This window comes from Micromonospora cathayae (assembly GCF_028993575.1).
GTDB classification, from domain to species: domain Bacteria; phylum Actinomycetota; class Actinomycetes; order Mycobacteriales; family Micromonosporaceae; genus Micromonospora; species Micromonospora cathayae.
Map to the genome: position 1 here is coordinate 3178586 of NZ_CP118615.1, position 25804 is coordinate 3204389.

Annotated in this window: 22 protein-coding genes and 2 pseudogenes; 15 read left to right on the forward strand and 9 right to left on the reverse strand. The window is 72.6% G+C overall.

The features are described from left to right. Positions 1-206 precede the first annotated feature (206 nt). From PVK37_RS14705 to PVK37_RS14715, 3 genes are read left to right on the forward strand one after another with little or no spacing between them, the layout of a single operon-like run. Positions 207-1550, forward strand: a complete 1344-nt coding sequence (locus PVK37_RS14705; protein WP_275034547.1) for a hemolysin family protein — start codon at positions 207-209, stop codon at positions 1548-1550. Further along, a complete protein-coding gene (locus PVK37_RS14710) occupies positions 1547-2611 on the forward strand; it encodes a hemolysin family protein (RefSeq protein WP_275034548.1) in 1065 nt (354 codons plus the stop codon). Before PVK37_RS14705 ends, PVK37_RS14710 begins: the two co-directional genes overlap by 4 nt. A gap of 10 nt (positions 2612-2621) precedes the next feature. Beyond that, positions 2622-3545, forward strand: a complete 924-nt coding sequence (locus PVK37_RS14715; RefSeq protein ID WP_275034549.1) for a sporulation protein — start codon at positions 2622-2624, stop codon at positions 3543-3545. 197 nt (positions 3546-3742) lie between these two features. Here PVK37_RS14715 and leuE read toward each other — a convergent pair whose 3' ends face one another. Both leuE and PVK37_RS14725 read right to left on the reverse strand, forming a co-directional pair. After that, positions 3743-4414, reverse strand: coding sequence for a leucine efflux protein LeuE (gene leuE / locus PVK37_RS14720; RefSeq protein WP_275034550.1), 672 nt, complete (start codon positions 4412-4414; stop codon positions 3743-3745). Beyond that, positions 4411-5658 (reverse strand): bifunctional pyridoxamine 5'-phosphate oxidase family protein/GNAT family N-acetyltransferase, encoded by a 1248-nt coding sequence (locus PVK37_RS14725; protein ID WP_275034551.1) that lies wholly within the window; start codon positions 5656-5658, stop codon positions 4411-4413. Before PVK37_RS14725 ends, leuE begins: the two co-directional genes overlap by 4 nt. Before the next feature lie 38 nt (positions 5659-5696). Here PVK37_RS14725 and PVK37_RS14730 point away from each other — a divergent pair, with 38 nt between their 5' ends. The 8 genes from PVK37_RS14730 (at position 5697) to rny (ending at position 15167) form a co-directional block, all read left to right on the forward strand. Then, the gene (locus tag PVK37_RS14730) at positions 5697-7037 is read left to right on the forward strand and encodes an aminotransferase class I/II-fold pyridoxal phosphate-dependent enzyme (RefSeq protein WP_275034552.1); all 1341 of its coding nucleotides are present in this window, start codon (positions 5697-5699) and stop codon (positions 7035-7037) included. Positions 7038-7220: 183 nt separating this feature from the next. Next, the gene (locus PVK37_RS14735; RefSeq protein WP_275034553.1) at positions 7221-7925 is read left to right on the forward strand and encodes a UdgX family uracil-DNA binding protein; all 705 of its coding nucleotides are present in this window, start codon (positions 7221-7223) and stop codon (positions 7923-7925) included. A 295-nt stretch (positions 7926-8220) separates the two neighbouring features. Continuing rightward, positions 8221-9363, forward strand: coding sequence for an acyl-CoA dehydrogenase family protein (locus PVK37_RS14740; RefSeq protein WP_275034554.1), 1143 nt, complete (start codon positions 8221-8223; stop codon positions 9361-9363). A 66-nt stretch (positions 9364-9429) separates the two neighbouring features. Beyond that, entirely contained in the window at positions 9430-10728 is a 1299-nt protein-coding gene (locus PVK37_RS14745) for an MFS transporter (protein ID WP_275034555.1), read from the forward strand. A 22-nt stretch (positions 10729-10750) separates the two neighbouring features. Continuing rightward, positions 10751-10951: a DUF3046 domain-containing protein gene (locus PVK37_RS14750; protein WP_275035119.1), complete on the forward strand. Its 201-nt coding sequence runs from the start codon at positions 10751-10753 to the stop codon at positions 10949-10951. A 181-nt stretch (positions 10952-11132) separates the two neighbouring features. Beyond that, positions 11133-12179 carry a recombinase RecA gene (gene recA / locus PVK37_RS14755; protein WP_275034556.1) on the forward strand — a complete coding sequence of 349 codons (1047 nt, stop codon included), beginning with the start codon at positions 11133-11135 and terminating at the stop codon, positions 12177-12179. An 8-nt stretch (positions 12180-12187) separates the two neighbouring features. After that, the gene (locus tag PVK37_RS14760; RefSeq protein WP_275034557.1) at positions 12188-12922 is read left to right on the forward strand and encodes a regulatory protein RecX; all 735 of its coding nucleotides are present in this window, start codon (positions 12188-12190) and stop codon (positions 12920-12922) included. A 478-nt stretch (positions 12923-13400) separates the two neighbouring features. Continuing rightward, positions 13401-15167 (forward strand): ribonuclease Y, encoded by a 1767-nt coding sequence (gene rny / locus PVK37_RS14765; RefSeq protein WP_275034558.1) that lies wholly within the window; start codon positions 13401-13403, stop codon positions 15165-15167. 116 nt (positions 15168-15283) lie between these two features. Here rny and PVK37_RS14770 read toward each other — a convergent pair whose 3' ends face one another. The 4 genes from PVK37_RS14770 to PVK37_RS14785 form a co-directional block, all read right to left on the reverse strand. Then, complete coding sequence (locus tag PVK37_RS14770; RefSeq protein WP_275034559.1) at positions 15284-16249, reverse strand: amino acid ABC transporter permease; 966 nt, start codon at positions 16247-16249, stop codon at positions 15284-15286. After that, on the reverse strand, positions 16246-16953 hold the full coding sequence (locus PVK37_RS14775) for an amino acid ABC transporter permease (protein WP_275034560.1): 708 nt from the start codon (positions 16951-16953) through the stop codon (positions 16246-16248). Before PVK37_RS14775 ends, PVK37_RS14770 begins: the two co-directional genes overlap by 4 nt. 39 nt (positions 16954-16992) lie before the next feature. After that, complete coding sequence (locus tag PVK37_RS14780) at positions 16993-17871, reverse strand: glutamate ABC transporter substrate-binding protein (RefSeq protein ID WP_275034561.1); 879 nt, start codon at positions 17869-17871, stop codon at positions 16993-16995. Between the two features lie 68 nt (positions 17872-17939). Next, positions 17940-18686 (reverse strand): amino acid ABC transporter ATP-binding protein, encoded by a 747-nt coding sequence (locus PVK37_RS14785; RefSeq protein WP_275034563.1) that lies wholly within the window; start codon positions 18684-18686, stop codon positions 17940-17942. A 247-nt stretch (positions 18687-18933) separates the two neighbouring features. On the opposite strand from PVK37_RS14785, the gene selD reads away from it, so the two are divergent. After that, positions 18934-19938 (forward strand): selenide, water dikinase SelD, encoded by a 1005-nt coding sequence (selD, locus tag PVK37_RS14790; RefSeq protein ID WP_275034564.1) that lies wholly within the window; start codon positions 18934-18936, stop codon positions 19936-19938. A 189-nt stretch (positions 19939-20127) separates the two neighbouring features. Next, positions 20128-20607: a hypothetical protein gene (locus PVK37_RS14795; RefSeq protein ID WP_275034565.1), complete on the forward strand. Its 480-nt coding sequence runs from the start codon at positions 20128-20130 to the stop codon at positions 20605-20607. Between the two features lie 168 nt (positions 20608-20775). On the opposite strand, the gene PVK37_RS14800 is transcribed toward PVK37_RS14795, so the two are convergent. Beyond that, complete coding sequence (locus tag PVK37_RS14800; RefSeq protein ID WP_275034566.1) at positions 20776-21048, reverse strand: DUF2277 family protein; 273 nt, start codon at positions 21046-21048, stop codon at positions 20776-20778. A gap of 53 nt (positions 21049-21101) precedes the next feature. Here PVK37_RS14800 and miaB point away from each other — a divergent pair. Both miaB and PVK37_RS31690 read left to right on the forward strand, forming a co-directional pair. Continuing rightward, positions 21102-22361, forward strand: a pseudogene (miaB, locus tag PVK37_RS14805) (tRNA (N6-isopentenyl adenosine(37)-C2)-methylthiotransferase MiaB); the annotation flags it as partial. Positions 22362-22469: 108 nt separating this feature from the next. Continuing rightward, positions 22470-22709, forward strand: a pseudogene (locus tag PVK37_RS31690) (tRNA (N6-isopentenyl adenosine(37)-C2)-methylthiotransferase MiaB); the annotation flags it as partial. 309 nt (positions 22710-23018) lie between these two features. Here PVK37_RS31690 and PVK37_RS14810 read toward each other — a convergent pair. Next, the gene (locus PVK37_RS14810) at positions 23019-23990 is read right to left on the reverse strand and encodes a pectate lyase family protein (protein ID WP_275034570.1); all 972 of its coding nucleotides are present in this window, start codon (positions 23988-23990) and stop codon (positions 23019-23021) included. 435 nt (positions 23991-24425) lie between these two features. Further along, the gene (locus tag PVK37_RS14815) at positions 24426-25634 is read right to left on the reverse strand and encodes a DUF349 domain-containing protein (RefSeq protein WP_275034571.1); all 1209 of its coding nucleotides are present in this window, start codon (positions 25632-25634) and stop codon (positions 24426-24428) included. Between the last annotated feature and the right edge of the window lie 170 nt (positions 25635-25804).

Here is a 25804-nt window from a genome sequence, read left to right on the forward strand (position 1 = left end):
CTCGACTGCGGCGGGCCGGTGTGACGCGCTGCTCGACCCCGGCGGGTCGGTGTGACGACCTGCCGGACTCCCAGGCGGCGCACAGCGGTGACCGATAAAATGACCTGCATGATCGACTCTTCTGCCCAGGAGGGCAGCAGTAGCCGGCCGGGTACGACCCGGCCTTCCCCCCGTTCCGCGACGTCCCCGGGAGCCCTGAGTCTCCCGTGTTGATCGCCGCCGGACTCGCACTGATCATCGTTCTGACCGCCGCCACCGGCTACTTCGTGGCGCAGGAGTTCGGCTACGTCGCCGTCGACCGGGGCAAGCTCAAGCAGCTCGCCGACGACGGTGACCAGGCCGCCGCCCGCGCCCTGAAGGTGACCGGCCGGCTCTCCTTCATGCTCTCCGGGGCCCAGCTCGGGATCACCGTCACCGCCCTGCTCGTCGGTTACGTCGCCGAGCCGTTCCTCGGCGCCGGACTGGCCGAGCTGCTCGGCGTCACCGGGATCTCGACCGCGGTCAGCCTGCCGCTGTCGGTGGTGCTGGCCCTGGTCATCGCGACCGTGGTGCAGATGGTGCTCGGCGAACTCGCCCCGAAGAACCTCGCCATCGCCCGCCCGGAGCCGCTGGCCCGGGCCCTCAGCCGATCCACCCTGATCTACCTGGCCGTGGCCGGGCCGTTGATCAAACTCTTCGACCGGGCCGCGGTACGGCTGCTGCGCCGGCTCGGCATCGAACCGATCGAGGAACTGCCCAGCGGGGCCACCCCCGAGGACCTCGAGCAGATCATCGCCGAGTCCCGCCAGGAAGGGCACCTGGACAAGGCCATGTCCGACCTGCTCGACCGGGGACTGGACTTCCGGGAACTGACCGCCGGGGAGGCCATGGTGCCCCGGGTCGACGTGCACACCGTACGCGCCGACGACCCGATCAGCCGGGTGGTCGAGATGCTCGACACCGGCCACTCCCGGTTCCCGGTACGCGGCACCGAGGGCGTCGACGACCTGGTCGGCGTGGTCGGCATCGCCGACGTGCTCGGCGTACCGCCGACCGAACGCGCGACCACACCGGTCAGCGCGGTGGCCGTACCGCCGCTGCTGGTGCCGGAGACGCTGCCGCTGCCGACGGTGCTCGACCGGCTCCGGGTCGGGCACCGGCAGCTCGCCTGCGTGGTCGACGAGTACGGCGGCTTCGCCGGCGTGATCACGCTGGAGGACATCGCCGAGGAACTGGTCGGCCCGATCCGCGACGAGGACGACCCGCCGGAGCGGGCCCCGGCCCGGCAGGACGACGGCTCCTGGGTGGTGCCGGCCCGCTGGCGGATCGACGAGGTGGCCGACAGCACCGGCATCTCGCTGCCCGAGGGCCCCGAGTACGACACCATCTCCGGGCTGGTCATGCGGGAGCTGGGCCGGGTCCCCGAGGTCGGGGACCTGCTGGAGATCCGGTTGCCCGCCGAGGAAGGCGAGCTGGCCCCGCGTGCCCTCGTCGAGGTGCTCGTGGTGGACCGGCACGTCGCCGACTCGGTCCGGCTGCGGGTCAGCGGCACCAGTGAGGTGACCGCATGAGCACCGGCTTCGCGCTGATCACCTCGGTGGTGCTGCTCGCCCTGAACGGGTTCTTCGTGGCCGCCGAGTTCGCCCTGGTCGCCAGCAAGCGGTACCGGCTGGAACAGGCCGCCGCCAGCGGCGGACGGGCCGCCCGGGCGGCGTTGGACGGCGTCCGGGAACTCTCCCTGATGCTGGCCGGCGCGCAGCTCGGCATCACCCTCTGCACGCTGGGCCTGGGCGCGCTCGCCGAACCGGCGATCGAACACCTGCTCAGCCCGCTGCTGCACGCGGTCGGCATCCCGACGGCCGCCAGCCACGTGATCGCCCTGATCTTCGCGCTGAGCCTGGTCACCTTCCTGCACCTGGTGGTCGGCGAGATGGCCCCGAAGTCGTGGGCGATCACCGACGCGGAACGGTCGGCGCTGCTGCTGGCCCTGCCGTTCCGGGCCTTCGCCCGGGTGGCCCGGCCGGTGCTGTCGCTGCTGAACGCGGTCGCCAACGCGATGCTGCGGCTGGTGAAGGTCAACCCGCAGGACCAGCTCGCCCAGGTGCACGGCCCGGACGAGCTGCGGATGCTGCTCGAACAGTCCCGGGAACACGGGCTGCTCGGCGCCGAGCAGCACCAGATGCTCACCAGCATGCTCGAGTTGCAGGGCACCAAGGTGTCCGACGTGATGGAGCCGTTCGGGGAGATCGTCACGGTCCGCCGCGACGACCCCGCCGAGCGGATCGAGCAGGTCAGCCGGAACAGTGGCCGGTCCCGGCTGGCGGTGGTCGACCCGACCGGCGAGGTGGTCGGTCTGGTGCACGTCCGGGAGGCGGTACGGGCCACCACGACCGGTCGGGGTGCGAGCGCGGGCGAGCTGATGTCCGACGCCTTCACCCTGCCCGCGACCGCCTCGGTCACCGAGGCGGTGGCCGCCATGCGGGGCGTACAGGCGCAACTCGCGCTGGTCCGCAACGGCGGCGGCCCGACCCGGCCGATCGGGTTCGTGGCCCTGGAGGACCTCCTCGAAGAGGTCATCGGCGAGTTCGACGACGAGACCGACCCGGTGCCGCGCGGGCGACGGATGCGGTAGGGAACCGACGGTGCGGTTCACGGGGGTGTCACCGGAGTCCGGCTGGACCGGGCTGACGGTGCACACCTCGGTGACCAACCCGAGCACCCGCCCCGGCCTGAAGCTGCCGGGGCGGGTCACCCTCACCGCCGGAAACCGTGACGTGCCGGTCGGGCACGTCCGGTTGGGCCTGGTCAGCACGGTCGAACCGGAGGAGCCGGACGCGCCCCGCCGCCTGGTGCAGTTCCACCAGGCGGCGGTGGCCGGCGGGTTCGTGGTCCGCGCCGGCCGACGCCGGTCGGTCGCCTTCGCGCTGCCGATGCCCTGGGAGACCCCGGTGACGATCTTCGGTGGGGTGCCGTTGCTCAGCCTGCGGATGGGGCTGCGAACCGAGGTGGCGGTCGACCCGCTGCTGGACCAGGGCGCGCTGGTGCCGGTGTTCGTGCACCCGCTCCCCACCCAGCAGCACGTGCTGGCCGCCCTGGACACGCTCGGGTTCACCATGCGCCAGGCCGGCCTACAGGCGGGCCGGCTGCCCGGGGTGGCCCAGAGCCTCCCGTTCCACCAGCGGCTCAACTACTGGGTGGCCCCGCTCTACGCCGGCCCGATCACCGAGCTGGAACTGATCTTCGTGGCGGATTCCGCCACCCTGGAGGTGATCCTCTGGGCGGACCGCCGGCTGTCCCTGGCCGGGGTCACCCACCAGAGCATCAGCCGGTTCAAGGTGTGGCACGTCGACGCCGGCCAGCGGGACTGGGTGAGCGTGGTGGACGGTTGGCTGCGCACGACGATCAACCGGCACGCGGAGGCGGCGGCACATGCCGACTGGTCGGCGCGGGTCACCCGGTCGGCGCACGTCAGCCGTCCCCCGGACCGGCCGGTGGCCCCCGGGGAGGGCCTGGGGGGCACCGGAGGTGGTGCCGGCATCGGCGGTGGCGGCGGCGACGGCACCTGAGCGGCACCGGCTCCCGGTCGGCGGTGGCTTCCCGCCGGTCAGCCGGCGGTGGCGCTGGTGGCTCGCGGAGGTCGCCGGCGGTCCGGTGGTGGCTCGCGGAGGTCAGCCGGCGGTCCGGTGGTGGCTCGCGGAGGTCGCCGGCGGCCGGCAGTGGCCCGCGAGGTCAGCCGGCGGTGCCGTGGTGGCCTGCGCGGAGGTCAGCCGGCGCTGGCGGTGGCGAGTTTGAGGCTGAAGCCGAGGAAGAGGGCGGCGACGCCGGTGGTGGCGGTGGCCGTCAGGCGACGGCGCGTCCGGAACTGGGTGGCCAGGAAGGTGCCGGCGAAGATCAGGGCGGTCAGGTAGAGCGCACTGGTCACCTGGACGATCAGCCCCAGCGCCAGGAAGGAGAGCGCCGGCCAGGGGTAGGTCGGCTCGACGAACTGGATGAAGAACGAGATGAAGAACAGGATCGCCTTCGGGTTGACGATGCTGATCAGCAGCGCCCGCCGGAAGGGGGCGCGCAGCGCGGCCGGCTCGGCGCTGTCGATCAGACGCGGCGTGGCCGGGTCGTGCCGGGTCCGCCAGCGCCGCCACGCACCGCGCAGCATGACCAGCCCCAGGTAGCCGAGGTACGCCGCGCCGGCGTACTTGATCACCAGGAAGAGCGGCGGGTACGCGGTCAGCAGCGAGGCCACCCCGGCCGCGGAGAGCACCATGAGCAGCGCGTCGCCGACGAAGACCCCGGCGGCGGCCCGGTACCCGGCACCCACCCCGCGCCGGGCGGCGGTGGAGAGCACGAAGAGCGAGTTGGGACCGGGCAGCAGCACGATGGCCACGGTGCCCAGTACGAAGGTCCAGAAGTCGGTGATGCCCAGCACGTCGGCCATCATGACGCCACGGGTGCCACCGGACGAAGCCTTTCCCGCAGCCTGCGCTGTGCTTCCGGCCACTCGTCGACGACCATCGAATACTGCACGGTGTCCCGCCAGGAACCGTCGGGGCGCTGCCGGTGCATCCGGAGCACCCCCTCCCGGTGCGCGCCGAGCCGGGCGATGGCGCGCTGCGAACGCTCGTTGCGGATGTCGGTGTGCCAGACCACCCGGACCGCGCCCAACTCGTCGAAGGCCCGCCGCAGCAACATCAGCTTCGCCTCGGTGTTGACGCCGGTCCGCCACCAGGGCCGACCGAGGAAGGTGTAGCCGATCGCCACCGATCGCTGCGTCGGGTCGACCTCGTAGAAGGAGGTGGTGCCGACCACCGCGCCGGTCACCGCGCACCGCAGCACCCACGGCACCCGCTCGCCGCGCGCGTGCATGAGCAGAGCGCTGCGGATCACGTCCCGCATGCCGACCGGACCGTCCGGCTGCGGACCGCCCAGGTGCCGCCAGACCTCCGGATCGGCGGTGGCGGCCCACAACTCGTCGGTGTGCGACTCGTCGAGCGGCGCGAGCCGCACGTGGTCGCCCCGCATCGGCACCGGGTCGAGCCAGGGCGACCGGGCGGGCCGGAGGGCGTCCGGCACCGGCACGCTGACCCCGGCGTCCGGCTCGGGCAGCCCGCGTTCCCGCCGCAGCGGCACCACCCCCGCCCAGTACGGCAGCTCCAGGTCGGTCGGCTCGTCCTGGACGCCGCCGGTGCGGGCCCGGACGGAGACCTCGCGCAGCGGCAGGGCCAGGACGGCGGTCTCGGCCAACTCCCGGCGGCTCGGCGGACGGCTCTGCGCGGCCCGGCCGGCGGCGACCTTCTCCACCAGCGCGGCCAGCACGGTGGCCTTCTCCTCGGCGTCGGTGACCAGGTGGGCGACACCGTGCGCGACCACCGAACGGTAGTTGGCGCTGTGGTGGAACTGCGAGCGGGCGTAGACCAGACCGTCGAGCAGGGTGACGCTCACGCAGACCGCCAGCCCGGCCGGGCCCCGGGCGGCGAGCAGCGGCCGGCTGCCGGTGGACCCGTGCAGGTAGAGCGTCTCACCCACCCGTACGTGCAGGGTGGGCAGCAGGCGTGGCTCGCCGTCGACCACGAACCCCAGGGTGCAGTGGTACGCCTCGTCCAGTACGGCGTGCGCGGCGGCCCCCTCGTAGCTCATCCGGTCGCGGGCCCGGTGGGGGGTGGTCCGGGCGGTCGGCGTGTACATGTGACATCCCGCCTTTGTTCTAGTACATTCCCATGACTGTGGCAGTACGTTATCAGATCACCGGCGGCACGGCGGCCGAGATTTCGGCGAGCGTCGAATCGGGCATCCGCGACGGCGCGCTCCCGCCGGAGACGAGCCTGCCCCCGGTCCGGGCCCTGGCCGCCGCGCTCGCGGTCAGCCCGGCCACCGTCGCGCGGGCCTACCAGGAACTGCGGCAGCGAGGGCTGGTGGCGACCGCCGGCCGGCACGGCACCCGGGTCCGGCCCCGGCCACCGGTCGCCAGCCGGCGTGCCGCCCTGCACCCGCCGCCGGTCCCCGGCACCCGTGACCTCTCCCGGGGGCAGCCCGACCTCCGGCTGTTGCCGCCACTCGGCCCGCACCTGGCCCGGCTCGCCGAGCGGATCGGTCCGGCGGTCGGCTACGCCACCGGTGGGGTGCTGCCCGAGCTGGCCGACGTCGCCGGCAGCCGGCTGACCGCCGACGGGGTCCCGGCGGGGGAGATCACCGTGACCGCCGGTGCGCTCGACGCCATCGAGCGTCTCCTCGCCGCCCACCTGCGTCCCGGTGATCCGGTGGCGGTGGAGGACCCGGGCTGGGCCAACCTGCTCGACCTGGTCGCCGTGCTGGGGCTGCGGCCGGTAGCGGTGCCGGTCGACGACGACGGCCCGACCGTCTCCGGGGTACGCGACGCGCTGGCCCTGGGCGCGCGGGCGCTGATCGTGACCAGCCGCGCGCAGAACCCCACCGGGGCCGCCGTCTCCGCCGGCCGGGCCGCCGCGCTGCGCGAGCTGCTCGCCGGCCGACCCGACCTGCTGCTGATCGAGGACGATCACGCCGCCGAGCTGTCCCAACTGCCGCTGCACCCGCTCGCCGGGGCCACCCCGCGCTGGGCCTTCGTCCGCTCGGTGAGCAAACCCTACGGGCCCGACCTGCGGCTGGCGGTGCTCGCCGGGGACGAGGCCACCGTGGCCCGGGTGGCCGGCCGGATGCGAATCGGACCCGGTTGGGTGTCCACCCTGCTGCAACGTCTGGTGCTGGCGCTCTGGGCCGATCCGGCGACCACCGCGCTGGTCGCCCGGGCCGGGGAGAGCTACCAGCGGCGGCGGGCCGCCCTGCTCGCCGCGCTCGCCGGGCACGGCCTCACCGCCCACGGCCGCAGTGGCATCAACGTCTGGCTGCCGGTGCCCGACGAGACCGGCGCGGTCACCGCCCTGCGGGACGCCGGCTGGTCCGTCGCGCCCGGCGCGCACTTCCGGATCGGTGCCCCGCCGGCGGTCCGGCTGACGGTCAGCTCGCTCGACGACGGCGAGATCGGCGAACTCGCCGACGCCGTCGCCCGGGCGCTACGCCCCACCCGAACGGACGGCTTCACCGCGTGACCGCCACGCCCATCCGCTGCGCGGTCGGCCGGCCCGAGCCACCCGGCCGGGCCGGCTCTGCCGCGTGACCTGCCGCGCGACGGTCCGGGCACACCCGACCCGACCTGCGGCGGGGAGATCGGGCTCCGATCGGTCGGGCGGGTCGCCCGCGTGATCGCGGGACGAACGGGTACAACATTCGCCATGTCCGAACAGACCGCGACCGCCCCGGGCGCCCAGCAGTTCATCCCGCCGCAGGCCGACACCCTCGACCAGTTGCGCGCCGCCGCGACCGGCTGCCGGGGCTGTGAGCTCTACCGGGACGCCTCCCAGACCGTCTTCGGCCGGGGCGACGCGGACGCCCGGGTGGTCCTCGTCGGTGAGCAGCCCGGCGACATGGAGGACCAGAAGGGGCTGCCCTTCGTCGGCCCGGCCGGGCGGCTGCTCCGTCGGGCGGTCGACGACGCCGGTCTCGATCCCACCCAGCTCTACCTCACCAACGCCGTCAAGCATTTCCGGTTCGAGCTGCGCGGCAAGCGCCGCATCCACCAGACGCCCGACCGGGTACACATCACCGCCTGCCGGCCCTGGCTGGTCGCCGAGTTCGCCCGGCTCCGTCCGGAGATCGTGGTGGTGCTCGGTGCGACCGCGGCCAAGGCCCTGCTCGGGCCGACCTTCCGGGTCACCCGGCAGCGCGGTGAGCTGCTGCCCTGGCCCGCCGCCGCGCAGCACCCCGAGGACTTCGCCCGGGTGCCGGTCGACTCGGCGGGCACCGTGCTCGACGCCCCACCGGCCCGGCTGCTGGCCACCATCCACCCCTCGGCCGTGCTGCGCGCCGACAACCAGGAGATCGCCTACCAGGGGCTGGTCGACGACCTCACCGTCGCCGCCCGCGCCCTCGCCGGCTGACGCCACCTGGTGCGGGCGGCTGCACCCGACAAGGCCGCCGGTGCACGGCCTGATCGCGGCGGTCTTCGCCGGGACCGGCGGCCTGACCCTGGTCCGGGTACGCCGCCTGGAACGCCGGCTGGCCGGCCCGCCCGCCGGGTCTGCCGCCCGCCGGGTCCGCCGGCCCGTCCGCCGGCCCGTCCGCCGGGTTTGCCGGCCCGACCGCCGGGACTGTGGAGCCGGGCGACGGGGCCGCCGGGCAGTCCCGGCCGGTGCCCCCTGGGCAGGGCGGGAACCCGGTGCCAGACTGACCGGCATGGAGCAGCATCTCTACGAGCCCGTCCACGAGGAGTTCCGCGACCTGTGCCGGGAGTTCCTGACCCGGGAGGCGGTGCCGCACCACGACCGCTGGGAGGCCGAGGGCATCGTCGACCGGGACGTCTGGCGGAAGGCGGGCGCGGCCGGGTTGCTCGGCACGGACGTCGACCCCGCGTACGGCGGCGGTGGTCAGCGGGACTTCCGGTTCAACGCGGTGCTGGCCGAGGAGGTCGTCGCCGCCGGCTGCTCCGGGCTCGGTTTCGGGCTGCACAACGACGTGGTCGCGCCGTACCTGACCGAGCTGACCACCGACGCGCAGCGCGCCCGCTGGCTGCCCGGGTTCTGCTCGGGTGACCTGGTCACCGCGATCGCGATGAGCGAACCCGGGGCCGGCTCCGACCTGGCCGGCATCCGCACCACCGCGGTCCGCGACGGCGACGGGTGGGTGCTGAACGGGCAGAAGACCTTCATCACCAACGGTGAGCAGGCCGACCTGGTCGTGGTGGTCGCCAAGACCGCGCCGGAGCAGGGCGCGCACGGGGTCAGCCTGATCGCGGTGGAACGCGGCACACCCGGCTTCACCCGGGGCCGCCGGCTGGCCAAGGTGGGGCTGAAGGCCAACGACACCGCCGAGCTGTTCTTCGACGACTGCCGGGTGCCGGCGGAGAACCTGATCGGCACCGAGAACCACGGCTTCTACCACCTGATGGCGAACCTGCCCCGGGAGCGGCTCGGTATCGCCGTCGCCGCGGTCGCCGCCGCCGAACGGCTGCTCGCGGTCACCCTCGACTACGCCCGGGAACGGCAGGCGTTCGGCCGCCCGATCGGCGCCTTCCAGCACAACCGGTTCCTGCTGGCCGAACTGGACACCGAGGTGACCATCGCCCGGACCTTCCTCAACCACTGCGTCACCGAGTTCAACGCCGGCCGGCTCACCGTGGTCGACGCCGCCAAGGCGAAGTGGTGGACGACCGAGCTGCAGAACCGGGTCGCCGACCGCTGCCTGCAACTGCACGGCGGGTACGGCTACATGCTCGAGTACCCGGTGGCGAAGGCGTGGCTGGACGGCCGGGTGCAGACCATCTACGGCGGCACCACCGAGATCATGAAGGAGATCATCGGCCGGGGTCTCGACCTCTGACGGGAACCGGGCGGCGGCCCACGCACCGGGTACGCCAGGATGGGGGCCCCTGCCGAGGAGCCGCCGATGACCACCGACCTCACCGCCCCCGCCGGCGTACGTCCCGACGTGGTGCCGATCCAGCGGCGTACCCTGCGCCTGCTCTTCGGCACCCAGATCATCGGCGGGATCGGGCTGACCATCGGGATCTCGGTGGGGGCCCTGCTCGCCGAGCGGATCGCCGGGGCGGCGGTCGCCGGTCTGGCGCAGAGCGCGGCGGTGGTGGGCGGTGCGCTCCTCGCCGTACCGATCACCCGGATCATGTCCGGGTACGGCCGGCGGCCCGGCCTGGTGCTGGCGTACCTCGTCGGCGCGGTCGGTGGGGTCCTGGTGGTGACCGCCGCGACCGCCCGCTCGGTGCCGCTGCTCTTCCTCGGCATGCTGCTGTTCGGCGGCGGCTCGGCCGCGAACCTCCAGGCCCGGTACACCGCCGTGGACCTCGCCGAGCCGGCCCGGCGGGGTCGGCAGCTCTCGCTGATCGTCTGGGCCACCACGGTCGGCGCGGTGGCCGCGCCGAACTTCGCCGCCCTCGCCGACGCCACCACCAGCCGCTGGGGGCTGCCGACGCTGGCCGGGCCGTTCGCGTTCAGCGCGGTCGCGTTCGTCCTCGCCGCCGTGGTGATCTTCCTGTTGTTGCGTCCCGACCCGCTGCTCACCGCCCGCCGGCTGGCGGCGGCCGACGCGCCGGCCCCGGCCGGGCCGGCGGTCCGCCCCCGGGCCGCCGGCATGCGGGCCGCCTGGCGGACGGTACGGCACCGGCCGGCCGCCAGGCTCGGTATCGCCGCCGTCGCGGTGGGCCACCTGGTGATGGTCGCGGTGATGTCGATGACCCCGGTACGCCTCGGCGAGTACCACCACGACGCCGACGTGCTGCCGGTGGTGGGGGTGGTGCTGAGCCTGCACATCGCCGGCATGTACGCCCTCGCGCCGGTGGTCGGCTGGCTCACCGACCGGCTCGGCCGGCGGCCGGTGATCCTGGGCGGGGCCGGGGTGCTGCTGGCCGCCTGCGCGGTGGCCGGCACCGCCGGGCACCGCACGGTGCCGCTCACGGTCGGGCTGGCCCTGCTCGGGCTGGGCTGGTCGGGCACCATGGTGGCCGGCTCCACGCTGCTGTCGGAGTCGGTCCCGGCGGCCGGACGTCCGGCGGTCCAGGGTTTCTCGGATCTGACCATGGGGTTGGCCGGCGCGGCGGCCGGCGCGGTCAGCGGATTCGTCATGCAGGTGGCCGGGTATCCGGTGCTCACTCTCCTCGCGGCGGTCGCGGTGGTCCCGCTGGTGGCGCTAGCGTTGCGTCCGGCGCCGGTACGCGCGCCGACGGAGGACTGACGGTGGAGACCGGGGGTACGTGGTGCGGCTGACCGACTTCTGGAGCCGGCTGGAGGAGGCCTTCGGGCCCGGTTACGCCGCCAGCATCGCCCGGGACCAGGTCCTGTCCCAACTCGGTGGCCGGACCATCGAGCAGGCGTTCGCCTCGGGTGAGCAGACCCACGTGGTGTGGCGGGCGGTGTGCGCCGCGTATCCGGACCGGGTGCCCGCGCGACTGCGCTGACCAGGCGTTTCACCGTTCCGGTGTGTCGCTGCTCGTCTCGTACACCTGTTCGGCTATTGTCCACAGCGGGGTGCTTGTCCACAGGTCACGGCCGGTCGGCTGGTTTTCTGTCGGACCCAGCGCCTAGCGTGTCCGCGTGACGAGAAGCTCAGGAAAGACGCCGGCGAAGGCAGGGGTAACGATGGCGGCAGCGCCCGACCGGGAGAAGGCACTCGACCTTGCTCTCGCGCAGATCGACAAGCAGTTCGGCAAGGGTTCGGTGATGCGCCTGGGGGAGCGGCCCGTCGTCCAGACCGCGATCATCCCCACCGGCTCCATCGCGCTCGACGTGGCGCTCGGCGTGGGTGGTCTGCCCCGGGGCCGGGTGGTCGAGATCTACGGTCCCGAGTCCAGCGGTAAGACCACGGTCGCCCTGCACGCGGTCGCCAACGCGCAGCGCAACGGTGGCATCGCCGCCTTCGTCGACGCCGAGCACGCGCTCGACCCGGAGTACGCGAAGGCGCTCGGTGTGGACACCGACGCCCTGCTGGTCTCCCAGCCCGACACCGGTGAGCAGGCGCTCGAGATCGCCGACATGCTGGTCCGGTCCGGCGCGCTCGACATCATCGTGATCGACTCGGTGGCCGCCCTGGTGCCGCGTGCCGAGATCGAGGGCGAGATGGGCGACAGTCACGTCGGTCTGCAGGCCCGGCTGATGAGCCAGGCGCTGCGGAAGATCACCGGCGTGCTGAACAACACCGGCACCACCGCGATCTTCATCAACCAGCTCCGCGAGAAGATCGGTGTCATGTTCGGCTCGCCGGAGACCACCACCGGTGGGCGGGCGCTGAAGTTCTACGCCTCGGTCCGGCTCGACGTCCGCCGGATCGAGAGCCTCAAGGACGGCACCGACGTGGTCGGTAACCGGACCCGGGTCAAGGTGGTGAAGAACAAGGTCGCCGCGCCGTTCAAGCAGGCCGAGTTCGACATCATGTACGGCAAGGGCATCTCCCGGGAGGGTTCGCTGATCGACGTGGGCGTCGAGCAGGCGATCATCCGCAAGTCCGGCGCCTGGTACACCTACGACGGTGACCAGCTCGGCCAGGGCAAGGAGAAGGCCCGCGAGTTCCTCCGGGAGAACCCGGACGTGGCCGCCGAGATCGAGAAGAAGATCCTGGAGAAGCTCGGTGTCGGCACCGGGGCGGGCGACGCCGCCGGTGGCCCCGAGCTGCCGCCGGTCGACTTCTGATCTGCCGGATGGCCGGACGACGGGCCCGTTCGGGGCGGGGCTGGGACGCCGCGCCGTCCCGGACGGGTGACACCCCTTCCCGTCCCCGCCGGGGGCGACGCGACCGGGCCGACCAGCCCGGCCCGGCGACCTCGGCCGGGGGCGACCCGAACTACAGGGACAACCCGGACGCCGGGGACGACACCGACACCGGGTCGACTCCGCCGCGCAGCGAGGCGGAGCTGGCCCGGGAGATCTGCCTGCGGCAGCTCGCGGTCCGGCCCCGGACCCGGGCGGAGCTGGCCGGGGCGCTGGCCCGCCGGGGCGTCTCGCCGGAGGTCTCCGCCGAGGTGCTCGACCGGTACGACGAGGTCGGCATCATCGACGACGCCGCCTTCGCCCGGGCCTGGGTCAGCAGCCGGCACGCCGGTCGCGGGCTGGCCCGTCGGGCGCTCGCCAACGAGCTGCGCCAGCGCGGGGTGGACGGCGAGGTCGCCAGCGCGGCGCTCGGGGAGCTGGACGAGGACACCGAGGAGGAGACGGCCCGTGCGCTGGTGCAGCGCAAGCTGCGGTCGGCGCGGGGCGAGCCGGATGCGGTGTTCCGGCGGATGGTCGGCATGCTCGCCCGCAAGGGGTACCCGCCCGGTCTGGCGATCCGGGCGGTCAAGGACGCGTTGGCCGCGCAGAGCGCCGAGGCGGCCGAGTTCGCCGATCAGGTCGACGTCGACGCCCTGGCCGACGCCGAGGGCGAGTTCGAACGGTAGTGGGCCAACCCGGCGGCCAAACGCGCGATTTGATGCCCGAAGTCCCAATTTCAGTACGCGTCGGGTGACGGTACGAATGCCCTCTGTCGGTCTGATGTGATCATGAGTCCTTGACCGGAGGGCCTTCCGAGACCTAGCCTCGCCTTACAGGCTCACATTGCCCGACCAGCGCAGGCTAAGCGCACAACATAGATCGCGTAACAGAACAGCATCACTTTGGCCGGTCCGCCGGCCTTACCGTCAGCGGCGGGCCGGCCGGTCCGCCGCCGACGAGACAACTGCACCCGGCCGTCGGCGGTGACCAATGGGGGTCATCGCCGACGGAAAGCTACCCATGGCCAGTCGCTCCGGTCGGGCGTCTCGTAGCCGCAGGGGTGCGTGCCCACCGGCATGCCATCGCTGCGGCGTTGACGGTTCCAGGGGAGGCGGCCATGACGGGGCGGCAGAGGATCAGCAGTGGTCCGCACGGGGTGCCGGCATGAGCGCCTTCGACGTCGTCCTCCTCGCGGTGGTCGTGGTGCTGACCCTCGTGGTGGTCGGCGCGGTGGTCCTGGGTGCCCGGACCCTGCGCGGGCTGGCCACGGCCCCGGCACCGGAGGACCCGGCCTTCGTCGCCGAGAAGGACCGCCAGGAACAGTCCCTGGCGGCCCTGCGCACCGCCGCCGACGAGGCGCACTCCACGGCCGACGTGGCCAAGTCCGCCGCCGCGGCGGCCCGGGCCGAGGCCGCGGCCGCCAAGGCCGAGGCGAACGCCGCCCGCGCCGAGGCCCGCCGGGTGCTGGAAGCGGCCCGGCTGGAGGCGGACACCGTCCTGGAACGGGCCCACAAGCAGGCCGAGGCGGACGCCGAGCAGTTGCGCGCGGCGGCCCGGCGCAGCGGCGAGCGGGAGGTGGCCGTGCTCGCCTCCACCACCCGCGAGCAGGCCGCCGAGGTGGAGCGGCGGGCAGCCAGGATGGACGAGCGGGAGCGGCTCAACACCGAGGAGGCGGAGCGGCTGGCCGAGCGGGAACGTCAGCTCACCGCCGCCAGCGCCGCGCTGGCCGCCCGGGAGGCGGCCCTCGGGGAGCGGGAGCAGGCCCTGACCGAGGCCGAGGAGCACCGCCGCCGGGAGCTGGAGCGGGTCGCCGGGCTGACCGCCGAGGCGGCCCGGACCGAGCTGATCGAGGCGATCGAGACGTCCGCCAAGCGGGAGGCCGCGCTGCTGGTGCGGGACATCGAGGCGGACGCCCGCGGCACCGCCGAGCAGCGGGCCCGGCACATCGTGGTGGACGCCATCCAGCGGGTCGCCAGCGAGCAGACCGCGGAGAGCGTGGTCAGCGTCCTGCACCTGCCCGGGGACGAGATGAAGGGGCGGATCATCGGCCGGGAGGGCCGCAACATCCGCGCCTTCGAGTCGGTCACCGGGGTCAACCTGATCATCGACGACACGCCCGAGGCGGTGCTGCTGTCCTGCTTCGACCCGGTACGCCGGGAGGTCGGCCGGCTCACCCTGGAGAAGCTGGTCCTGGACGGGCGGATCCACCCGCACCGGATCGAGGAGGTGCACGACCTGGCCCGGCAGGAGGTGGAGCAGCTCTGCCAGCGGGCCGCCGAGGACGCCCTGGTCGAGGTGGGCATCACCGACATCCATCCGGAGCTGGCCGCCCTGCTCGGCCGGCTGCGCTACCGGACGTCGTACGGGCAGAACGTGCTCAAGCACCTGGTGGAGACCGCGCACATCGCCGGGATCATGGCCGCCGAGCTGCGGCTGGACGTGCCGACCATCAAGCGGTGCGCGTTCCTGCACGACATCGGCAAGGCGCTCACCCACGAGGTGGAGGGCAGCCACGCGCTGATCGGCGCGGACGTGGCCCGCAAGTACGGCGAGAGCGAAGAGGTGGTGCACGCCATCGAGGCGCACCACAACGAGGTGCCGCCGCAGACCGTCGAGGCGGTGCTGACCCAGGCGTCGGACGCCTGCTCGGGTGGGCGGCCGGGTGCCCGGCGGGAGAGCCTGGAGGCGTACGTGAAGCGGCTGGAGCGGATCGAGGAGATCGCCGCCGGCAAGCTCGGCGTGGAGAAGGTCTTCGCGATGCAGGCGGGCCGGGAGATCCGGGTGATGGTCAAGCCGGACGACGTGGACGACATCGGCGCGGCGGTGCTGGCCCGGGACGTGGCGAAGCAGATCGAGGAGGAGCTGACCTACCCGGGGCAGATCCGGGTGACGGTGGTCCGCGAGTCCCGGGTAACCGAGATCGCCCGCTGACCCCCGGGTACGACGCGCACAGGTCTCCCGGTACGACGCGCACGGGCCTCCCGGGTACGACGCGGAAAGGGCCGGCCCCACCGGGGGCCGGCCCTTCGCGGTTGTGCGGGGCGCCGTCAGGTGGCGGTACCGGTGACCGCCTCGGTCTCCAGCGCGGTGCCCTTGGCCCCGGTGGTGGGGGCGGTGCTGCGCCGGCCCTGGGAGAGCCGGCGCTGGAGGTACTGGGCCAGCTTCGACAGCGAGTAGTTGACCGCGACGAACATGACGCCGATCACCACGTAGACCTGGATCGGGTTGTCCAGCACACCGATGATCTGCTTGCCGATGCTGAGGGTCTCCTGGTAGCTGATGATGAAGCCGAGCGAGGTGTCCTTGAGCACCACCACGAGCTGGCTGATCAGCGCCGGCAGCATGATCCGGAAGGCCTGGGGGAGCAGGATCATCCAGGTGGTCTGGAACGGCGACAGCCCGATCGCGGCGGCGGCCTCGCGCTGCCCGCCGGGCAGCCCCTCCATGCCGGAGCGGAGGATCTCGCCGATCACCACCGAGTTGTAGATGGTCAGGCCGATGACCAGGTACCAGAGCGTCTCCATGCTGATGCCGAACTCGGGGAAGCCACGGGCCACGAAGAAGATCGTGATGACCACGGGCAGGCCCCGGAAGACCTCGACGCAGATCCGGGTGACCACGGACAGCACCGCGCTCAGCCCGCGCAGCAGGTACGCCACCGGGGTGGCGGAGCCGGTGAACCGCCGCTGGACCAGGCTCTTGAGCTGGATCCGCAGTAGCGCCAGGAGGGTGCCGACGACCAGCGAGGCGATGATCGCGAGCACCGCCGCGATCAGCGTGTTCTTCAGGCCGACGCCGATCCGTTCCCAGACCTGGCTGAAGTTCTCGTTGGACGGGTCGATCAGCGGACCCCAGAGTTCCATCGAGAACTGCCCGGCCTCGTCCAGCGGCCGGTAGACCAGGAAGTACGCCCCGACCAGCACCAGGGCGGTGGCGACGATGCTGCTGATCAGCGTGATGCGACGCTGCCGGGGGCCGGGGACGTCGTAGAGGACGCTGGTGGGCTGGCTCACCGGGCCACCGCCTGTCGCTTCTCGATCCGGTCCAGCAGGGCACCGAGCGGAACGGTCATGATCAGGTATCCGATCGAGATGCCGATGGCGACCGGGATGAACGCGTACCCCTCGGCCGAGGTGAGCTGGTCGGCGGTCTGCGACAGGTCGCCGATGACGCCGAAGAAACCGATCAGGGCCGAGTTCTTGATCATGGCGATGATCACCGAACCGAGCGGCACCACGGACGCCTTCCAGGACTGCGGCAGCACCACGTACCGCAGGTTCTGGCCGAAGGTGAGGCCGAGCGACCGGGCGGCCTCGGCCTGGCCGGGCGGGACCGCGTTGACGCCCGAGCGGAGCGCCTCGCAGACGAACGCGGCGGTGTAGAGCACCAGGGCGATCAGCGCGAAGCGGAAGTACGGCAGGTCGGTGCCGAGCCGGCTGAACACCGAGTCGAGCACCGGGATGCGCAGGAAGTCGGCGTTCGAGCCGAGCGCCGGCAGGCCGAAGGCGGCGAAGAACATCACCACGGTCAACGGCATGTTGCGGAAGAGGTTCACGTACCCGGTGCCGACCGCGCGCAGCGGCGGCACCGGGGAGATCCGCAGCACCGCCACGAGGGCGCCCAGGATCAGGGCGCCGATCGCGGCGAGGATGCAGATCTGGAGGGTGAGCCAGAAGCCACCCGCGAAAACGTCGAACCGGTCGATGAGCACACTCACGGGTCGGTCGTCCTTCCCACCCTCCAGATCCGGCCGGGATCAGTAGCGGTTGATCGCCGGGGCGTCACCCAGTTCGGCACCGAACTTGCCGGCGGTGTCGTCCCAGGCCTTCTTCCAGCTGCCGTCGGAGAACGCCTTCTCCAGCGTGTCGTTGACGAAGTTGCGGAAGTCGGTGTCCTCCTTCTTCACCCCGATGCCGTACGGCTCCTTGGTGAAGTTCTCGCCGGCGAGCTTGAAGGATGCCTCGTCCTTGGCGATGTAGCCGAGCAGGATGACGTTGTCGGTGGTCACCGCGTCCACCTGGCCGCCCTTGAGGGCGTCCCGGCACTTGTCGTACGTGTCGAAGAGGACGAGCTGGCTGGCGGCGTCCTTGACGTACTTCTTGATCTCCTCGGCCGGGGTGGAGCCGACGGCCGAGCAGACCTTCTTGGTGCCGTCCTTGAAGGAGTCCGGCCCGGTGATGCTGCTGTCGTCCTTGCGGACCAGGATGTTCTGCCCGGCCTCGTAGTACGGGCCGGCGAAGGCGATCCGCTCCTTGCGCTTGTCGTTGATCGTGTAGGTCGCCGCGACCAGGTCGACGGTGCCGTTGACGATCACGTCCTCGCGGACCTTCGAGGGGGTCTCCACCCACTCGATCTTGTCCTCGGGGATGCCCAGCTCCTTGACGATGAGCTTCGCGATCTCCACGTCGAAGCCCTCCGGAGCGTCGGAGAGGCCCTTCTGGCCGAAGCCCGGCTGGTCGAACTTGGTGCCGATCTTGATGGACTGCGCCTTGTTCAGCTTCTCCATGGTGCTGCCGGCGGCGAAGGACTTGCTGCCGGCACCGGTGCCCTCCTCGGCCTCGTCGCCGCCACAGGCGGTCACACCGAGGGCCAGGGTGGCCGCTGCGGCCAGCGCCACTACGCGCGAGATACGCATGCTCTTCTCTCCTTCTTCGACTTCGACGGCGGAGCCCGCCGGGGTGACGTGCTCCTCGGGCGGAACGCCTAGTGCGTGAGGATCTTGGAGAGGAAGTCCCGGGCCCGCTCGCTGCGCGGGTTCGCGAAGAACTCCTCCGGGGCGGCGTCCTCGACGAGTTGCCCGTCCGCCATGAAGATGACCCGGTTGGCGGCGTGCCGGGCGAAGCCCATCTCGTGGGTCACCACGACCATGGTCATGCCGTCGCGGGCCAGCGAGGTCATCACGTCCAGCACCTCGCCGACCATCTCCGGGTCCAGCGCGCTGGTCGGCTCGTCGAAGAGCATCGCCTTGGGCTGCATGGCCAGCGCGCGGGCGATCGCCGCCCGCTGCTGCTGGCCGCCGGAGAGCTGGGCGGGGAACTTGTCCGCCTGGTTGGCGATGCCGACCCGGTCGAGCAGCGCCAGGCCGCGCTCCCGGGCGGCGGCCGGCTTCTCCTTGCGGACCTTGATCGGCCCGAGGGTGACGTTCTCCAGGATCGTCTTGTGCGCGAAGAGGTTGAACGACTGGAAGACCATGCCGACCTCGCTGCGCAGCTTCGCCAACGCCTTCCCCTCGGCCGGCAGCGGCTGCCCGTCGAAGGTGATCGTGCCGGAGTTGATCGGCTCCAGCCGGTTGATCGTGCGGCACAGCGTCGACTTGCCGGAGCCGGACGGGCCGATCACCACGACCACCTCACCCCGGCCGACCGAGAGCGAGACGTCGTCCAGCACGTGCAGCGGCCCGAACCACTTGTTGACCGCTTCGAGCACGATGAGCGGTTCGCCCGTCGTCACCGTCGTCCACCGTCCCTCGTCGTTGTCGGCTTGGGCGGAGGTCGGCCGACCCCCGGGTCTGACGGAGGTCGGAGGACCCCCGGTCTGGGCGGAGGTCGGACGACCCCCGGTGGGGCAACTTTAGGCGGGCCGGCGTGGCGGAACGCAATCTGGCGGGTCACGGAGCGGTAACACCGGCGGCTATCGTCGCCAACAGTCCGATATCTGGCACCAGGTCGGTGGGACGGGCGAAAGGGAGGCGGGTCCGGTGGTAGCAGGGAACGCGACGGAACCGGTCCGGTTGACCCGGTACGCCCGGGGTGGTGGCTGTGCGTGCAAGATCCCGCCCGGCGAGCTGGAGGCGATGGTGGCCGGGCTGGCACCCGCCACCGGGACGGCCGAGCTGCTGGTCGGGCTGGAGCACGGCGACGACGCGGCGGTGGTCCGCCTCGACGAGCGGACCGGGCTGGTCAGTACGGCGGACTTCTTCACCCCGGTGGTCGACGACGCCTACGACTGGGGGCGGATCGCCGCGACCAACGCCCTCTCCGACGTGTACGCGATGGGCGGCACCCCACTGGTCGCGTTGAATCTGCTCTGCTGGCCCCGGGACGTGCTCCCGGTGGAGTTGGCCCGGGAGGTGCTGCGCGGCGGGCAGGACGTGGCCCGGGAGGCCGGCTGCCACCTGGCCGGCGGGCACAGCGTGGACGACGACGGCCCCAAGTACGGCCTGGCGGTGACCGGGGTGGTCCGCCCCGCCGAGCTGATCACCCTGGACGCCGGCCGCCCCGGCCTGCCGCTGTCGCTCACCAAGCCGCTCGGGGTCGGGGTGCTCAACACCCGGCACAAGAACACCGGGGAGTCCTTCCCCGAGGCGGTGGCCGCGATGACCACGCTGAACCGGGACGCCGCCCGGGCTGCGGTCGCGGCCGGCGTGCGGTGCGGCACCGACGTGACCGGCTTCGGCCTGCTCGGCCACGCCAGCAAGCTGGCCCGGGCCAGCGGCCTGACCGTCGCACTGGACGCCGCCCGGGTGCCGTACCTGGACGGGGCGCGGGAGGCGGTGCGGGACGGCTTCGTCAGCGGCGGTAGCCGCCGCAACCTGGAGTGGGTCACCCCGTGGACCGACTTCGGCGCGGTCGGCGAGGAGGACCGGTTGCTGCTGGCCGACGCGCAGACCTCGGGCGGGCTGCTGGTCGCCGGGGAGCTGCCCGGCGCGACCGTGGTCGGCGAGTTGCTGCCGAGGGGGGAGCGGATGGTGGTCGTCCGGTGACCCTGGGGCTCGTACCATACCTGACGAACTGTCATCTTTTTGTCAGCTTGCGCGGACCGGCCCATGGAAATTTTGCCCAGAATGGTCACAGACCGGTAACTTGCCCTCGGTTCGGGGCAAAGCCCCTCCACCATCGGTGGTGAGGCCCGATCCGGAGGCCGCTGGGGACGAGCACAGCGAGGAGGCGGCATGACCGAGCTGTGGAACTGGAGAATTGACCGGGTACGACCGGTGGAGGTCTACCCGGCGTTGGCGGAGGCGCTCGGTCGGATGGTGATGCCGCTCGCTGCGGCTGATCCGGGCCAGCTCCCGGTACACGCGGTGATCTGCGACGTGTGGTCGGCGCCGGGGGAGTTCGGCACCGTCGTCGACTGCTACGGCGTACCGGACGGGTTGTCCGAGCTGCACGGGGTCGCGGCGCTCGCCCGGCTGCTCGATCGCGCCTGCGTGCTGCGGGACGACACCCTCGACGCCGGGCGGCACCTGCTGGTCACCCCGGACGGCACGATCCGGCCGGTGCACTTCGACGTCCGGGAGACCGACGACGGCGAGGAACTGAGCGGCCAGCGCCTCTGCACGCTGACCCACCCCACCTGTCGGGGCTGGTCGCAGTGCCACCGGTCGCGCTGGGCCCCGGACTCGGTTGCCCCCGCGCTCGCCGCGGCCTGAGCGGCCCGCGTCCGGCCCCGGCCGCACCGACGTCCCGGGCGGTCCCCCTCGGGCCCGGCGACGCCCACCCCGGCCCCCCCGGCCCGGCGCGTGGCCCCTCGGCCCTGGCCTCGGCGCGTGGCCCCCCGGCCTCGGCGCGCGGCCACCCGGCCCCGGCCCGGCGGGCGGCTACCCGTTGCCCGCCTCGGCGCGGCGACGGGCCCCGGCCGGAGCCGGCGCGGGGCCGGTGCGGGCCCCACCCCGGACCACCAACTGGTCGAGCAGCGTCTGGGTGGCGGCGGCGACGGCGGCCACCGCCGCGTCGAACGCGGCGGCGTTGTGCGCGGCCGGCGCGCGGAACCCGGAGATCTTCCGGACGTACTGCAACGCGGCGGCGTGCACGTCGGAGTCGGTCACCTCCGGGACGTACGGCTCGCGCAGGGTCTTGATGCTCCGGCACATGGCTCCTCCTCGGTTCCGGTCGTTCCGGTGGGCCCGGATACGCTGTCCGTGTCATGACTACCGCAGCCGCGGGCAGCCCGCGCACCTACCAGGTGCGTACGTACGGCTGCCAGATGAACGTGCACGACTCCGAGCGCATCTCCGGCCTGCTCGAACAGGCCGGGTACGTCCGCGCCCCGGAGGCCGACGACCAACCCGACGTGGTGGTCTTCAACACCTGCGCGGTGCGGGAGAACGCCGACAACCGCCTGTACGGCAACCTCGGCCACCTCCGCCCGGTCAAGAACCGGCACCCGGGGATGCAGATCGCGGTCGGCGGCTGCCTGGCCCAGAAGGACCGCGGCGACATCGTCCGCCGGGCCCCCTGGGTGGACGTCGTCTTCGGTACGCACAACATCGGCTCGCTGCCGGTGCTGCTGGAACGGGCCCGGCACAACGCCGCCGCCGAGGTGGAGATCCTCGAGTCGCTGGACGTCTTCCCCTCGACGCTGCCCACCCGCCGCGAGTCGACGTACGCCGGCTGGGTGTCGATCTCGGTCGGCTGCAACAACACCTGCACGTTCTGTATCGTGCCGTCCCTGCGCGGCAAGGAGAAGGACCGCCGCCCCGGCGACGTCCTCGCCGAGGTCCGCGCCCTGGTCGCCGAGGGTGTGCTGGAGGTGACGCTGCTCGGGCAGAACGTCAACTCCTACGGGGTCGAGTTCGGCGACCGGTACGCCTTCGGCAAGCTGTTGCGGGCCTGCGGTGACGTCGACGGGCTGGAGCGGGTCCGGTTCACCAGCCCGCACCCGAGGGACTTCACCGACGACGTGATCGCCGCCATGGCCGAGACACCGAACGTCTGCCACTCGCTGCACATGCCGTTGCAGTCCGGCTCGGACGACGTGCTGAAGGCGATGCGCCGGTCGTACCGGGCCGAGAAGTACCTGGGCATCATCGAGAAGGTCCGGACGGCGATGCCGGACGCGGCGATCACCACCGACATCATCGTCGGGTTCCCCGGCGAGACCGAGGCCGACTTCCAGCGCACCCTGGACGTGGTCCGCGAAGCCCGGTTCGCCTCGGCGTTCACCTTCCAGTACTCCAAGCGGCCCGGCACCCCGGCGGCCACCATGGAGGGCCAGCTGCCCAAGCAGGTCGTCCAGGAGCGGTACGAACGACTGGTCGCCTGCGTCGAGGAGATCACCTGGGCGGAGAACAGGAAACTGGTCGGCGAGACGGTGGAGGTGCTGGTCGCCGTCGGTGAGGGCCGCAAGGACGAGCGCACCGGCCGGATGTCCGGCCGCGCCCGCGACGGCCGCCTGGTGCACTTCGCCACCGGCGCGAACGGCCCGGTCGGTGTGAACGGCCCGGTCGGTGCGACGGCCGCGAACGGCCCGGTCGGTGCGACCGGCCCGACCGACGGGACCGGCCAGCGCGGCGACGCGGGCGTGCCCGCCGGGACGATCCGGCCGGGCGACATCGTGCACACCACGATCACCTACGCCGCCCCGCACCACCTCAACGCCGACGGTGCGCCGGTCGCGCACCGGCGTACCCGGGCCGGGGATGCGGCCGAGGCGGGGCGTTCCCCCCGTACCCCCGGGGTGCTGCTCGGGCTGCCCACGGTCGGCGCGCCGGCCGCGTCGCCCGCGCCGACCACCGGCTGCGCCGCGCCCTGACCACCGGCTGCGCCGCGCCCTGACCACCGGCTGCGCCGCGCCCTGACCACCGGCTGCGCCGCGCCCTGACCACCGGCTGCGCCGCGCCCTGACGACGGGCGCGGCCGACCGCTCCACGGACCCGGCTGCCGCCAGTGCACCGACGACGGGGCGCGGCCGAGCGTTGCGCCGGCCGGGCTGCGTCGGCGCACTGACGACGCGGGCGCGGCCGGCCGTTCCACGGACCGGGCTGCGTCGCGCACTCAAGGCCGGGCAGGCGACGGTCGGGGCCCGCCGCAACCGGTGGGCCCCGACCAGTTCAGAGGTAGGTCAGACGGAGATCTTCCCGGCGCCCGCGCCGGCGGTCACGATCGACTTGACGCTGCTCGCGCTGTCGATCGGGGCCCCGTACGGGATGCCGGCGACGCTGCCGCCGGTCTGCCCGCCGCCGGAGTTGACGAAGTGGTTGTTCCGGGCGACCAGGGTGCCCGGCCCGGAGCTGCCCTCGCCCAGGTGGTACGGGTCCTTGACGTTCTCGAAGTAGTTGCCCTCGACGAGGACGCCGGCGCCCATGGTGGAGGCCACGCCGTAGCCGCTGTTGTTGTAGTAGTAGTTGTTGTAGACGTGCACCGGGTTGCCGAAGCGGACCCGCGGGTGGCGCTGGGTGCTGGCGTCGAACCAGTTGTGGTGGTAGGTCACCCGCAGGTGGCCGCGGTCCTGGCTGCCGTTGTCGTCGCTGTGCCCGAGCAGCATGGACTTGTCGTGGTTGTAGACCCGGTTCCAGGACACGGTGATGAAGTCCGAGCCCCGCTTGATGTCGACCGCGCCGTCGTAGCCGCCGGTGAAGGTGTTGTGGTCGATCCAGATGTTGGTCGCGGACTCCTGCACGTTGATCGCGTCGTCGTTCCAGCCCCGGAAGGTCAGGTTCCGGATGATGACGTTGCGGTCACCGTTGATGTTGAAGCCGCAGCCGGAGATGGTCGCCCCGGAGTTGCCGAGGATGGTCTTGTTCGACCGGACCCGGAGCATGCCGGAGCAGGAGATGGTGCCGGAGACCCGGATCACCGCCGCGCTGGTGGAGCCGAGCGCGGTGGTCAGCGCCGAGGCCGAGGTGACGGTGGTGGTCGGGGCGTTGCCGCCGCCGGAGGTGCCGCCGTTCTGGGTGGCCCAGCCGTAGAGGCCGTAGTCGGCGGTGGCGGTCGGGTTGGCCTGGGCGGTGACGCCGGTGAGTGCGCCGGCGGTGAGCAGGGCGACGGTGGCGGCGGAGGTGAGCAGCGTCAGACGACGCCGTACTACGCGCATGGTGGAATTCCCTTCTGGAACTCGGGTGGGAGAACCCGCAGCGGCCAGAGTGGACGCCGTGCCCAGCGGCGTCGGTCCTCGGCCGGGGGACGAGGGGTCCTTCGGTTCCTTACCGTGCTGAACGTGCTGAGCCGGCTCCCGGACTGCGCCGACCCGTCGGGGTAAGCGCTTTCCCGATATAAACACAGACCCTCATGGATGTAAACACTGGGTCACAAGTTGATCACGTTCAGGTATCGGGGCGACTGACCGACGGCCACGCGCGCAGCCGAAGCGGCCCCCGTCCGGTGCCGGAACGGCGATGGACGGGGGCCTGCGACGAGCGGTGGAGCGCTGGAGCGCTGGTTCCGGACGGGAGCCGACCACGAACGGTCGAGCGCTGAAGCGGACGGGGCCGACGAACGGTCGAGCGTTCGTCGGCCCCGTCCGAGCGACTCAGCCGGCCTGCTCCGCGAGCTGGAGGAACTGCCGCTTCGAGGCGAGCGCCTGCTCGGCCTCCTTGATCCGCCGGTTGTCCCCGGCAGCCTGCGCCCGGGCCAGCCGCTCCTCGGCCTCCGCGACCTGGGCGCGCATCTGGGCCAGCAGCGGATTGTCCTCCTTGGTGGTCCGCCGCCACGCCGAGTCCATCACCTCGCGGACCTTCTCGTCGATTGCCCGCAGCCGCCGCTCCAGACCCGCCGCGGCCTCCCGGGGCACCCGCCCGGCCTCGTGCCACTGCGCCTGGATGTCCCGCAGCCTGGCCTGCGCGCCCTTCGGGTCACCGTCGACGTCCAGCGCCTCGGCCTCGGCCAGCAGCGCCTGCTTGCGCTCCAGGTTGGCCCGCTGCTCGTTGTCCCGGGCCGAGAAGACCTCGCTGCGCCGGGTGAAGAAGGCGTCCTGAGCCGCCCGGAACCGTTCCCAGAGCTTCTGCTCGGCTTCCTTCGAGGCGCGCGGCGCGGCCTTCCACTCGGTCATCAGGTCCTTGAGCCGGTTGGCGGTGGCCGCCCACTCGGTCGAGTCCTTCAGCCCCTCGGCCTCGGCGACCAGCTGCTCCTTGACGGTCTGCGCCTGCTTGCGCTGGGCGTCCAGCGAGGCGAAGTGGGCGCCCCGGCGGCGGGTGAAACCGTCCCGGGCGGCGGCGAACCGCTTCCACAGCTCACCGTCGGTCTTCTTGTCGACCCCACGGATGGTCTTCCACTCGTCGAGGATCTCCTTGAGCCGGTCACCGGCGGTCTTCCAGCCGGTGGACTCGGCGGCGAGCTTCTCGGCCTCCTCGACCAGAGCGGTCTTGCGGGCCAGCGCCTCGGTGCGCGCCGCGTCACGGGCCGCCCGCGCCTCGCCGGCCTTCTCCTCGGCCAGGGTGGCGAGCTTGTCCAGCCGGGCCGCGAGGGCGTCGATGTCCCCGACCACGTGCGCCTCGGGCAGCGACGCCCGGATCCGCTTGATCGTGGTCAGCGATCCGCCGGCGTCGGCCGCCCCCGAGTTGAGGCGGGCCTCGGTCAGGTCGACCTCGGTCACCAGGTCCGCGAAGCGGCGGGCGAAGTGGGCCAGCCCCTCCTCCGGTGCCCCCGCCTGCCAGGATCCGACCACCCGCTCGCCGTCGGCCGTCTTGACGTACACGGTGCCGTCCGCGTCCACCCGTCCGAAGGCAGTCCAGTCGCTCATGTGCCCATCCTCGTTCTCCCGGCGTCGACGGAGGATCCCGTGATCGCCGCCACGGCGCAGCAAGTTTTCCCTCGGCATTGTCACAGGTCCCACCGGGTCCGCGTCGAGCGCCTATCGCCGACCGTGACCATACGGTGTCCTACCCCGCACCATCGTCCCCCCGCATCGGC